This is a genomic window from Chryseobacterium lactis, assembly GCF_003815875.1.
Lineage (GTDB): Bacteria > Bacteroidota > Bacteroidia > Flavobacteriales > Weeksellaceae > Chryseobacterium > Chryseobacterium lactis.
This window is the reverse complement of the sequence record NZ_CP033924.1, coordinates 2,739,514-2,752,358: the sequence shown is the minus strand read 5'-3', so window position 1 is coordinate 2,752,358 and position 12,845 is coordinate 2,739,514. Positions and strand designations below refer to the sequence as shown.

At 37.5% G+C, this 12,845-nt stretch carries 7 protein-coding genes; all 7 read right to left on the bottom strand.

The features are described 5' to 3' along the window. The 7 genes from prmA to EG342_RS12170 all read right to left on the bottom strand — a co-directional run bounded on the left by prmA (nt 1) and on the right by EG342_RS12170 (nt 12,535). On the bottom strand, nt 1–828 hold the full coding sequence (gene prmA, locus EG342_RS12200; RefSeq protein WP_103293585.1) for a 50S ribosomal protein L11 methyltransferase: 828 nt from the start codon (nt 826–828) through the stop codon (nt 1–3). A 219-nt stretch (nt 829–1,047) separates the two neighbouring features. After that, the gene (locus EG342_RS12195) at nt 1,048–1,761 is read right to left on the bottom strand and encodes a 3-ketoacyl-ACP reductase (protein ID WP_103293586.1); all 714 of its coding nucleotides are present in this window, start codon (nt 1,759–1,761) and stop codon (nt 1,048–1,050) included. A gap of 297 nt (nt 1,762–2,058) precedes the next feature. Next, on the bottom strand, nt 2,059–3,624 hold the full coding sequence (locus tag EG342_RS12190; protein WP_103293611.1) for a calcineurin-like phosphoesterase C-terminal domain-containing protein: 1,566 nt from the start codon (nt 3,622–3,624) through the stop codon (nt 2,059–2,061). A gap of 60 nt (nt 3,625–3,684) precedes the next feature. Then, on the bottom strand, nt 3,685–5,130 hold the full coding sequence (locus EG342_RS12185) for a SusD/RagB family nutrient-binding outer membrane lipoprotein (RefSeq protein WP_103293587.1): 1,446 nt from the start codon (nt 5,128–5,130) through the stop codon (nt 3,685–3,687). A gap of 10 nt (nt 5,131–5,140) precedes the next feature. Then, nucleotides 5,141–8,113 carry a SusC/RagA family TonB-linked outer membrane protein gene (locus EG342_RS12180; RefSeq protein ID WP_103293588.1) on the bottom strand — a complete coding sequence of 991 codons (2,973 nt, stop codon included), beginning with the start codon at nt 8,111–8,113 and terminating at the stop codon, nt 5,141–5,143. A gap of 419 nt (nt 8,114–8,532) precedes the next feature. Beyond that, on the bottom strand, nt 8,533–9,279 hold the full coding sequence (locus tag EG342_RS12175) for a glycerophosphodiester phosphodiesterase (protein WP_103293589.1): 747 nt from the start codon (nt 9,277–9,279) through the stop codon (nt 8,533–8,535). Nucleotides 9,280–9,436: 157 nt separating this feature from the next. Then, a complete protein-coding gene (locus EG342_RS12170; RefSeq protein WP_103293590.1) occupies nt 9,437–12,535 on the bottom strand; it encodes a TonB-dependent receptor in 3,099 nt (1,032 codons plus the stop codon). Nucleotides 12,536–12,845 lie beyond the last annotated feature (310 nt).

Here is a 12,845-nt window from a genome sequence, read left to right as displayed (position 1 = left end):
TTATTTTTCAAGCAGAAGGCTTACCCACTCTTCACGTTGCAGCTGTTTTTTCAATTCAAGTCCGTTTTCTTTACAAACTTCAAGAATATCATCTACATCAAAGAAACATAGTCCTGAAAGCAATAATTTTCCACCTTTATTCAGTACAGAAACATAAGTCGGGATATCAGAAATAAGGATGTTCCTGTTGATATTGGCTAAGATAATATCATAATTTTCTTTTCCTAGGTTATCAGCAGTTCCCTGCTCGATATCAAGCTCAACACCGTTTCTAACCGAATTTTCTTTTGAGTTTTCTACGGACCATTCGTCGATATCAATCGCTTTAGTATCTCCTGCTCCCTGCTGTTTTGCATAAATCGCCAGCACAGAAGTTCCACATCCCATATCCAGCACTTTTTTACCGTTGAAATCGATGTCCATCATCTGCTGGATCATCAGGTGTGTTGTCGGATGATGTCCTGTCCCAAATGACATTTTAGGTTGGATAATAATTTCATGCATTCCCGGTACAGACTCATGGAATTCTGCTCTGATCAATACTTTATCATCGATATTGATGGGTTCAAAATTCTTTTCCCATTCTTCGTTCCAGTTGATATTAGGCATTTCCTTGAAACTGTATTCTATTTTCACGTCTTCATTTTGAAAAAGCGGTAAAGCTTTCAAGTCCTCTTCTTTAAATACATCTTTCTGAATATATCCTAAAATACCTTCCAGCTCTTCTGTGAAACTGTCAAAACCTATTTCGATAAGCTCTGCCATTAAAATTTCGTTCCATGGTTGAAGCGGAGAAATTTTGAAATCGAATTCTAAATAATTTTGCATGTGAATAATTTGTTGCAAAAATACTAATGTTATTATTGTTACAAAAATGGAAAGGATAAGTTTTGGCCAAAGCCGGGAATTCTTATGTGTTTTTATTGAATGATTCGTTTGAATTTTTAAGTTTTGGCTAAAGCCAATGGAAGGGGATTCAATAAGAAGAGCGGGCTAAAGCCCGCTCCCATTGATTGTATCTTACAACTGAAATCAATTTTCAATTTATTAAGGATTTGTAGAGAAAATAGAACCATTGGCAATTAATGCTCTTCTGTTCATTTTCAAAATATCTCTTACCCATTCTGCAAAATCTTCTGGCTGAAGTACTTTATCAGGGTTTCCGTCTGTAAGGCCTCCCTGGATAGACATATCTGAAGCAATGGTACTTGGAGTTAATGTAATCACACGGATGTTTTGTTTTCTCCATTCTGCCATCATAGATTGTGATAAAGAAACCACGGCTGCCTTGGAAGCTGCATATGCTGACATATTCGGGCCTCCTTTCAATCCGGCTGTAGAGGCTACATTGACGATATCACCTTCTCCTTTGGCTTTCATGAAGGGATGAACAGCTTTTGCAGCATAATATACTCCGAACAAATTGGTTTTAATGACCTGCTCCCAAGTTTCAGAAGGCATATCTTCTATGGTTCCGAAATCGCCGATTCCAGCATTATTAACCAGGATATCCACTCCGCCTAATTTTTCAGCTAAAGTTTCAATACCTGCTTTTACAGCAGCTTCATCATCAATACTGAATATGGCATAGGCTGAATTCACTCCCAGTTTTTGGATTTCTTCAACTGTATTTTTAAGATTTTCTTCGTTTCTTCCTGTGATGGCTACATTCACTCCTTCATGAGCTAAAGCTATTGCTACAGCTTTTCCTAAACCTCTTCCACCACCAGTTACGATGGCATTTTTTCCGTTTATATTCATAATCTAATACTTTTACGTCTTACAAAGTTACGAAAGAACATTTTTACAGAGTGGGGAGAACAGATATTTAATAGTTTTTTAATGACTATTCTATAAAGTCCTTTTCAATTTCTGACTTTATATTCAAAGTCTCAACATTTATTTTATTCTGAAAATAATACATTAACAGCAAAACCTGGATTCCCAGATTGCGGAGAGACTTTTAAATTAAAATTAAAAATAGACCGTAACAACAAAACCGGCTCAATACGAGCCGGTTCCAAAATCTAAAAAAAGTATAGTAAAAAATTAAAAGTCTTAAGGAATCTGGATAGAATTCTGTACTTCAAATTCTTCTGAAGCTGAAAACTCATTTCCATACCTATCTATAGCTCTTACCTCCACTTTATGTTTGCCCAAAGCTAATTTTTTAGGAAAATCTCCTTCCCAGATATGCTTTGACATCTCAGGATTGGAAGGTCTTCTACCGGTTAAAATTTTCTCCGTTGTATCCCATTTGAAGACAGAAAGGGCAAAATTTGGATCTATCGTTTCATCATACTCCATTTCTTCCCATTTCCCGTTGTCTATCCTGTATTCTACTTTGTCATTTTTACTTCCCATGAAGAAATTAGCCAATACTTTTGCCGATGTTTTTGATGGGAAAGGAATGACTTTCGGAACATATAATCTGATCTGATAATCTTCAGGTTTTCCGGCCGTTTTATACTTCACTTTATATTGGTTATCTGTGAAGCTGATGAACGAATATCCCTTGGCCGTGCCATCTCTCATGGTTGAAGTTGGCAATCCGATTTCATCCGGGGTACCGGAATACCAGTCGCCACAAGTGGTTCCCACATTGTACTCATGAAGATCTTTCATCCCTTTCCAGCCTTCTTTTTTACCATAAAAAATCTGTTGCTGAATATGGGTATGGGCAGATAAAAGTAATACATTTTGAAATGGATTCAGGAAATCAAATAATTTCTGACGGTCTGCATTTCTGAAACTGTCTTCATTTTTATGCTCCAACGGAATGTGGAATGATATAACGATCAGTTTATTTTTATCGACGAGTTTCAAATCGTTTTCAACGAACTGAAGCTGATCTTCACGAAAGCCACCCCAGTATCCTTTGCCATCTCTCGGATCTGGATACAAAATATCATCCAAAATAATGAAGTGTACATTTCCATAGTTAAATGAATAGTTAGCCGGACCAAAATTGGATTCAAAAGTTTCGTCTGATAAACGGTCTTCTTTGGCATCGTAATTCATATCGTGATTTCCCATTACGTTGTACCAGGGCAGTCCGACTTCTTTCATAACATCTGCATAGGGTTTCTGCAGGCTTAAGTTATCTCCTACAAGGTCTCCTAAACTGATTCCCAGTACTGCATTTTTCTTGGTATTTTTCACCTCGTTAACGATTCCTCTTTTGAAGTAATCAAGTTCTTTTTCGGTATAAGGCTGTGGGTCACCAAAAACCAGAATATCAAAATTTTTATTTTCATTCTGTTGGTAAAGCGGGAAATTCAGTTCCTTGGGAAGTTCTCCAGTGGGTGCCACTCCTTTATATTTAAAATCTGCCGGCGAACCTTTTGGTTTATGATGATAGTAAAACTGGGGCAGATTGTTGTTATTCAAAGCAGTTTGGTACCCTGAAGGTTTGATGACAAAAATGGTTTGATCCTCCTGAACCGGAAGACTGTACCGTCCGTTTTTATCTGTTAAAACCACCTGAACTCCGTTGGAAACGGCAACTCCTTCAATTCCTTTTTCGCGGTTTTCTTTCTTTTGATTCTTATTGCTGTCCTCGTATACATATCCTGAGACAGACGATTGTGAGAATGCCATTGCAGAAATCAGCAGACATGGCATCAAAAATTTTATTTTAGGACTCATCTTTATCTTTTATTTTTATTTTTAATTCTAAAAAAACTATTTACTCCACCACATTTTTACATTGATATTATCACCACCCATTTGCTGAACAGCTGCCTGATAGTTTGTGGTGTTCAGTACCTTTGGATTCGGTGGATACATTAACCTTTGAGGAAGATCGCCGTTATTTAGCAATCCTCCGTTGTTTGGTAATATCGGGAAGCCTGTTCTTCTTTTTTCAAACCATTGCTGCTGATCCACAAAGAAGAGTGCAATATATTTCTGAAGCATAATTTTCTTAATATCTGCATCGTACGCAACCTTAGGATTGTCGAAATAATTAGCCGGAACCACAGCTCCCCATTGCTCGATGGATGCTTTCACCCCATTTTCATAGAAAGTTTTTGCACTTCCAGTTATAATTCCTTTTAAAGCCAATTCTGAAAGGGTCAATTGAAGCTCAGCGTAAGGATAAACAAAAATCTTTAAGGGGGCTTTTGCCAGATTCTGGTTAAGATTTGATGGCTGGTAATTGAAGACTGTTCCGAAAGGATATCCTGAAGGAGCTCCTACGTAACCGATATTTACATTTTTTAAATCCTTAGCCTGAGTGAAAAACATAGCCATACGGGGATCATTATTTCCCTGTACAGTCTGAACAAAAAAATCTGAAGCCGCTCTTCCTGTTGTAAAATCCTGCGGTCTTGCAATAGGAGGCATTAACGGAGAGACTCCTGAAATATCTACCTTGGTTGCATCTGCATTACTTTGGAAAATAGGAAATACCGTCGGATTGTTTACAATTTCCTGGATTCTTTCTTTCACGTTCACTTCTCCATCCTTACTAAGAATCCTTGTCAAAAGTCTTAAAGAAAGAGAATTACAGAATTTCTTCCAATTGGCAATTCCATTAACATCACTATCGGATTTGTAAAAAAGGTCTCCACCGGAAAGCATTTTATTGGTAACAAAAAGTGAATTTGCGGTTTTTAAATCATTAAGTAAACTCACATAAATCTGTTTCTGTTGATCAAATTTAGGTTGTAAAATACCATCATCCAGTCTGGAAGCTTCGGAAAAAGGGACATCCCCGTAGGTATCGGTAAGATTAGAATAGATCCATGCATTTAATACCATCGAAATAGCCTGGTAATTTTTATCACCTTCAGCAATCGCAGCTTTTTTCAGATCATCGACCTGTTTCAGCCAGCGGTAAGAATTATTCCAAAAACCTGCGCCTGTATTTTCTGTGATGTAATAGCGGCTTAACGAATTTCCTTCATTGGGAAAGTCTAAGGAAACCTGCATGATATCAAAGGTAAAGTCATTGGCTCTGTTGTAGCCTACCGATGTCATATTATACTGTATTGGAACCAGTAATGAACTGGCCACAGGCTCATTAATTCTACTCGTATCTTTATTGATCTCATCAAGGCTTCTGTCACACGAAACAGTTGTACTTACAAGTGCGAGGAATGAACATATATAGATTAACTTTTTCATTTTTCTGATTTTAAAATTTTACATTTAACTGAATTCCGACTGTTCTGGCGGTAGGCAATTGCCCCATTTCCACCCCTGGTGTAATGGTAGAATCATCAAGGGTAGCGGCTTCCGGATCAAATAATGGGAACTTTGTCCACATCCAAAGGTTTCTTCCAAATAAGGCCAGTGTGATATCGGTCATTTTTAGAGATTCGGTTACTGATTTCGGGAATGAATAGGATATTCTTGCATCTCTTAACTTGATAAAAGAGGTATCAAATGAGTTGGTTTCCACGTTAGCTCTTCTGTAATAATCTCCATAGTAAGTTGAAACAGGAATTCCTTTTGTATTCGGAGAAAAAGTTCCGTCAGGATTCTGAACCACACCCTGACCTACGATCAAACCACCCGGGTTATCTCTGCCCTCAAGAGTATGTACAAGCTTACCCTGTTCAGACATTTTATGATGGGATTGTGAATAAGCCATTCCTTTATACTGCCCATCGAATGAGAAACTGACGGTGAAATTTTTATATTTAAATTCATTCTGCAGCCCGGCTCTCCATTTCGGATAGGCATTTCCTATTTTTTTCATTTCAGTTGGCTTTGCTGTCAAGCCATCACTACCGTAAATCACTTTGCCATCCGGTGAATACATCAGGCCGTAACCATACATATCTCCTAGAGAACCTCCTACTACGGCGTTATAATACACTACTCCTCCTACACTTGCCATGGTATAAGGTTGTCCCTGGAATTCGTCCGGAAGAGATATAATTTTATTTCTGTTCATCGACCAGTTGGCATTCACACTCCATGAGAAGTTTTTATTCTTGATCGGATATGCATTTAAAGTCAGTTCAATTCCTCTGTTTCTCAGTTCGCCTGAATTGATAATCCTTTTGTTGTAACCAGTTTCATACAAAACAGGAATTACAATGGACTGGTTTTTAGAATTGATCTGGTAAGCGGTAAAGTTTAAGGTTAATCTGTTTTTTAGAAGGGTAAAATCCATTCCTCCCTCAATATTGGTAATCATTTCCGGTTTAAGGTCCGGATTCGGATAGAGCAGAGGAGATTCTACAGAACCTGAAAAAACACTGTTTTCATAATACTTATCAAGCATATAGTTGTAAGTATCATTCCCTACTTTTGACCATGAAAGCCTCAGTTTCCAAAAGTTGAAATTATCTGATTTTACTTTAAAAAGATCCGACAAAATAAAAGATGAAGACACGGATGGATAAAAATAAGACCTGTTATGACTTGGAAGCGTACTGCTCCAGTCATTTCTGGCCGTTACATCCACGAAGATCATATCTTTATAACTGAAGTTGGCTAAAGCATACATACTGTTTACCTGATTATCATTAGGCTTTGGCAGTCTGTTGTCTAATGACGTTGCATTGGAAAGCTGGTAAAGCCCTGCCTTATTAAGCCCGATGGCGCGATAATCACTCAAAGTGGATTCATAGTACCTGATACTTCCTCCGGCAGAAGCCGTTACCCCAAAATCTCCGAATTTATTTTTGTAGGTTAATAAGAGATCATTATTCAAATCCAGGTATCTTATGTAGGATTCTCTGTAATATCCTTTCAGATAATTGGCAGAACTCCATGGTCTTCTTTGAGTACGCATTTCGTTACTCCACTCTAATCCTGATTTATAGGCTATTTCAAAGTTCTTTGCCAGCTGATAGCTGATATTTAGATTTCCTGTAAGAATCTTTTTATTGGAAGTATTTACATTTTCATAAGCAATAAGGTAAGGATTGTCGATATACGAGCTGAAAGGATGAATCTGATCGACCTGATCCTGCCCTTTTCTCCAGATTGGTTTATACCATTCAAGGTCCACATTCGGGTTCTGGAAAATCATGAAATAAGAGATCGACTGGTTATTATATCCTGTTGCCGGAAGGTTGTCGCTGGTAGTCTGGCTGAAATTGACTTTGGTGCCGATTTTTATTTTATTACTTAATTTATGATCTAAAGATATGGCTGCGTTCAACCTGTTAAAGCCCGTATTAGGCATCATCCATTCATTTTTCAGGTAAGAAAGTGATGTTCTGAACGCTGTTGTTTCATTAGAATGTGCTATTGATAAGCTGTTTGAATAGGTCGCTCCTGTTTGCCAGAAATCTTTAATATTATTTTTATAGGGTCTCCAAAGCTGTCTTTCCAGGCTTTGTCCTTCAATGGTTGGATCGTACTGAAAATAATACTGTCCGCCAAATTTCGGCCCGAAAGCGCTGCTGGTAGAACCGGTATTTACTCCATCCGGAGAAGCTCCGTAGGAATAGTAATAATTTCCGTTCTTATCTTTCTGTTGGGTTCCCTGACCGTATTCATACTGATAATCCGGCCATTTCAGGACTGTATCATAACTTGAGTAGGAGTTTAGGGTAACCTGAATTTGTCCCTTTTTAGTTTTTCCTGATTTTGTGGTAATCATAATGGCTCCCCTGGAACCTCTGGAACCATACAATGCAGATGCAGAAGGCCCTTTAAGGATACTTACAGATTCAATATCGTCAGGATTAATACTGTTGAAACTATCTCCATAGTCAATTGGCAAATCTCCTCCCGAACCTGCTCCGTACGCACTGGTACCGGTTCCTGTTTTTTTATCACTCAAAGGAACGCCGTCGACAACAATCAGTGCCCCATTATTTCCCATATTCATTGAGATGTCTCCACGAAGGGTGATACGGCTGGTTCCAAGAGGTCCGGCTCCGGCGGTCTGAATTTTCAAACCGGCCACTTTCCCTTCTAAAGATTGTGCCCAGTTGTTGTTCTGAGTCTGTAAAATTTCATCAGATTTAACGGTTTGGGTAGAATACCCTAAAGACTTGTCGTGCCTTTTGATTCCCAAAGCAGTTACTACCACCTCATCGAGTCCTTTAATCGTATCTTTTTTAGCTTTCTGCTGAGCTGTCAGATTGACGCTGATTAATCCTAACAGCGACAAAACCAATAGCTTTTGTGTCTCTTTACGCATTTCCTTTTTGTTTGCGCAAAATTAGAACGACAGTATGACTACGGTTTTAATATGATTTTAACATTTCTTAAATATTTATTAAATGGTATGTTAATTTTTTCTTAACAATATCAAACAAACAACTGGTTAATAACCTTTTAACCAATTAAGCATTTTTAATACCTTTTTACAGATTAATTGACGTATCTTTATTGTCTTCCCCTGAGATAATATAACAATAAAATCATAATTAAATGATTTTCAATCAATTAAAATCAATTCAAAATACTCTTTAGGTTATCACTTTTCAACAAAGCAAATTCCTATGCAAAAAATAACAGTCTGCCCCTTGGTAAGAGACAGACTGTTGTTTTTATTGTTTCAATAAATCTCCTATTTTCACTTGATGGAGGAAGGGATTTCTGATAAATTTTTGAAGACTATTTATTTTTTAGCTGTTCAGGAATATTGGTCGTTACAAATCCGATTCCCTGCTTTTTCAATTCATCATATACTGCAACGTCATTGACAGTCCATGCGTTGGTAATAAGACCTAATGCTTTACCTTCAGCAATCCATGTCGGATTTTTCTGGAAGACACTGTAGTGGTAATCCATTCCGTCCAATCCTTCTTTTTTGATTTGTTCCGGTGATAATTCTCCGTTCAGATATTGTACTTTGAAAGATGGAGCCAGTTTTTTAATCTCTTTACAGATGTTTAAGCTGAAAGAAATAAACTCACTTTGTGATTCCAGCTTCAGATCTTTAATCATTTTGATCGTCTTTGCGGTAATCTCATTTTCCAGTTCCGGAGTTTTAGCAGGCTTGATTTCCACAATCAGCTTTACTGACGGATCTTTTTTCCCTTGTTTTAAATAATCTTTTAATGTAGGGTATTTTTCACCGTTTGATAATTTCAAAGCTTCCAGTTCTTTAAAAGAAGTTTCAGAGATTTCCATTTTTCCATGGTGCTCATCGTGGTTGATGACCAAAACTCCGTCTTTTGACATTCTCACATCAAACTCGGAGCCGTATACTTTTAATTTCTGAGCATTCTCTAACGACTTAATCGAATTTTCAGTCGTAGGAGGCTCTGCCTGGAAATACCCTCTGTGGGCAATAATCTGGGTTTGTGCTTTCATCAATCCTGTACTTAAAACTGCTAAACCTAAGATAAAATTTTTCATAATATAATGTAGATAATTAAAACAAAGTTTTTAAACTTTTTGATAAAGGTAGTTATTAAAAAATGTAAATAACAAAAGACACAGAAGATTTTCAGGCTCAATTAAGGTTGAAATCAACTTTAAATCCTCACATTTCTATGATTATAAATTGGTTGGCTTAAAAGCTATACTTCGCACCAATCTGAATCTGATATGGATTCCCTGAAAGAGGGACTAAACCGTTACCGCTGATATTTTTATCGTATTCAAACTGTTTGGTTACCTGATTGAATCCTTTTATTCTGTATAAAGCGGTATTTCCGTATGATTCATTAACTCCCCAGCTTTTGTTCAGCAGGTTGGCTACGTTGAAAATATCTACAGAAAGTTCAAATGCACCAATTTTATCAAATTTAATTTTCTTAGCGATACGAACATCCCAAACTCCGTAGAATCCGTTTTTACCACCATTACGTTCTGCAATTTTACCATTGTAGTCTTTTACATAATCTTTCAATGCCTGCCCTACCTGCGGATCATCCAGAATAGATTGAGCAATATTCGGGAAGATATACGCCAGGTCATTGCTGTCTACAAAGTCACCATTAACGTTTCCTCCAGCAGTCATTGAGAAACGTGTTCCTCCGATTCCTGAATATCTGATTCCTAAAGTAAATCCTGCAATAGTTGGTGAGTTACCATAAATAACCACTTTATTACGGAACTGGTTGTCAGAATACGTCATTCTTAAGTCTCTCGGATCACTCTGAACCATTGTGGATAATGTTGCCGAGTTGGCTACGTTACCATTGTAGGAAGTATTGTCCTTAATATCAGACCAGGTATAACTTGCTGTGATCTCTCCATCTTTCCAGTAACGGTAGCTGGTATCCAATACAAATGAAAACTGATTGACTTTACCGTCGCTTACCAGCTCCAGCACTCTTCCGAAGTTATTATTGATTCTTCCTTGCTTCCAGTCTATTTTGCCATCAGCTGTTATTGTTTCTGCCGGAACAAATACTCCTCTGCCGCCTTCATTACCCAGAGTGAAAACCGGGTTGGCTTTCATATTTCTGTCATAGTAATAATAATTGTTTCTTCCCAATGCCATATATCCTGCAATTCCTGCTCTGAATCTTTCATTGAAGAAGTGGGTATAGGAAATATTCGCTTTGTAAACGATTGGAATTTTAGCATTTTCACCTGTATAGTTAATCGTTGGAATCTGTTTATCCGCCAGCGTAGGAACTGTGCTGTAATCATTTCTATAGCTGTTGAAATCCGGGACCGGAACATCTTTACCTGTCACATCTACCGTTGCCAAGTGCTTCCCATCAAATACAAGGTTATTGATGATCATATAATTGTTGATATCAGATGAGAATATCCCTGCTCCGAATTTTAAGAAATCCTTACTCAGTTCATTGATATTCCAATCAAACTGGAACCTTGGCTGGATCACAAATGATTTGATTTTATTATCCGTTCTGATTCCCATCTCGTCATATAACTTTTGATTGAACTCAGCTTTCGGATAGCCTCCGTAGTCTAATCTTAAACCGGCCATTAAATCAAGACCTTTTGCGATTTTTGTCTGGAATTGCCCGTACACCCCGATATTCCAGATATTTGATCTTACGGAAGGATCAGCTACTAAAGGTACTTCTCTGTAAAATCTATAAGGTTTGAGGTTTTCAAAATTGTAAAGATTACTTGAGTTTTTTACTCCATCTTCTTTAAAATGGAATCTTCCATTGACCTCACTTCCATATATCGATTTTGAAGTGGTATACATCAAATCTGCTCCAAAAGTATATTTTACTTTATCAGTGTTATAATATAGGTTATCTACAATCTGAAATACATTATTTTTAAAACTTTCCTGTGCAAAACGGTGACCTCCGATCTGAATATTGGTAGACCCTACTCCCGGAGACAGGATATTTTCAACAATAGCTCTTGGAACCGGTCTGCCCAACTCATCGTTCTGATAACTATTCTGGTAAGTATACAAATACTGGGCTTTCAACTCATTGGTCAAATTAGGCTTCAGATTTGATCTTAACGTTAGTAATAAACTGTTATCAAGGTTTTTATCATTTCCGTAAGACTCAAAGAAGTTGATGCTGGTATTATCACCCAATCCGTTTTTGTTAAGATCGTAGGTGAAGTTATTTCTTAAAGTTAATAAATGCTTCTCATTGATCTGCCAGTCTAAACGTAAAAATGCAGCATCAGAGTTTCTTAATTTATCAAAGCTTCCGAATTGCGGAGTGTTTCCTACGCCATATTTAGCCCTTGCAATATCGAGAAATTTATTAAGAGTGGCTGTCGTTGTATTCAACCTCAGCTCATCTTCTTTAGATCCGATATCGGCGATAAGTAATGGTCTTGAATCGAGCTGATGATCCCACGCTACGAAGAAATGTAATTTATTTTTAATAATAGGACCGCCTAATGAAAACCCGAACTGAGAAGTAGAGAAATCGTTCTGTCTTTTGGTTCCTTTGATATCATACGGGCTGGAAAGCCAGTTGGTTCTCAAATACTCCCAGGCACTTCCGGAAAATTTATTGGTTCCGGATTTGGTAACGGCACTTACAGTACCACCGCCACTTCTTCCTAATGTTACATCATATTGGTTGGTGGTGATTTTAAATTCCCGTACCGCTTCAATTGAAATTGAGAATGGCGCACCACTTCGGCTGGTTGTAGATCCCGCAGAAGTCGGATTTTTTGCAGTCATCCCGTCGATCGTAAAGTTGGTGGAAGAACCCAGCTGCCCGGAAAGATTTCCACCTTTTCCGCTCAAAGGAGATAATTCGGTAAGATTGGTAAAGTTTCTTCCGTTGACAGGAAGCATACTGATGTTCTTGGCAGAAATAGCGGTAGCTGCACCCAGGTTTCCGATTTTGTTTTTCAGGTTACCGGTAATTTTTACTTCTTCAATGTGCTTTTCGCCTCCCAAATCCATATTAACTGTAACCTGGTCGCCGAAATTGACATTGTAACCTTCTTTTTTATCATCATTAACAATAACCGTGTAAGGCCCACCCAAAGGAATTTCTTTAAAGATATACTCTCCTTTTGAATTGGTTTCCGTTTCGGTTCTGAATCCTGTGGACTCATTCACGATGGTTACTTTTACTTTTTCCTGAGCCGCAGTTCCCGGCCCGGTTACTTTTCCTACAATTGAAGCCTGCGTAGTCTGTGCATAAGCTATTGTTCCAAGCCCTAAAAACAACAACCCCAGTACAATCTTTACTTTTCTCATTGATTCAAATTAGATGTGCAAAGGTATCTTGAGTTTGGAAGCTATCTGTTTAAGGGAGTTTTAACATTTTTTTAATTAAACTGAAACGATATGTTAAATTAGTATAAACATCTGTTTTATTCTCTGTGTAACCAGTCGATTGAAGTATGTTACAGGTTCTTAATTTCCCTGTATGGTCTAATTGGGCTATTTTATACTTGATTTTTTTTAGCACAAATAGGTTCGTAAAGGCGTTAACATTCAGCTAAGAACTGATGCTTTACATTATTCAATAAAATGGTATTACAGCCAAAAAATTATAATATGCCTT

Excerpts from the sequence above, each read along its gene's own strand:
- prmA (WP_103293585.1), bottom strand. The coding sequence starts at position 828 with ATGCAAAATTATTTAGAATTCGATTTCAAAATTTCTCCGCTTCAACCA.
- EG342_RS12195 (WP_103293586.1), bottom strand. The coding sequence starts at position 1,761 with ATGAATATAAACGGAAAAAATGCCATCGTAACTGGTGGTGGAAGAGGT.
- EG342_RS12190 (WP_103293611.1), bottom strand. The coding sequence starts at position 3,624 with ATGCCATGTCTGCTGATTTCTGCAATGGCATTCTCACAATCGTCTGTC.
- EG342_RS12185 (WP_103293587.1), bottom strand. The coding sequence starts at position 5,130 with ATGAAAAAGTTAATCTATATATGTTCATTCCTCGCACTTGTAAGTACA.
- EG342_RS12180 (WP_103293588.1), bottom strand. The coding sequence starts at position 8,113 with ATGCGTAAAGAGACACAAAAGCTATTGGTTTTGTCGCTGTTAGGATTA.
- EG342_RS12175 (WP_103293589.1), bottom strand. The coding sequence starts at position 9,279 with ATGAAAAATTTTATCTTAGGTTTAGCAGTTTTAAGTACAGGATTGATG.
- EG342_RS12170 (WP_103293590.1), bottom strand. The coding sequence starts at position 12,535 with ATGAGAAAAGTAAAGATTGTACTGGGGTTGTTGTTTTTAGGGCTTGGA.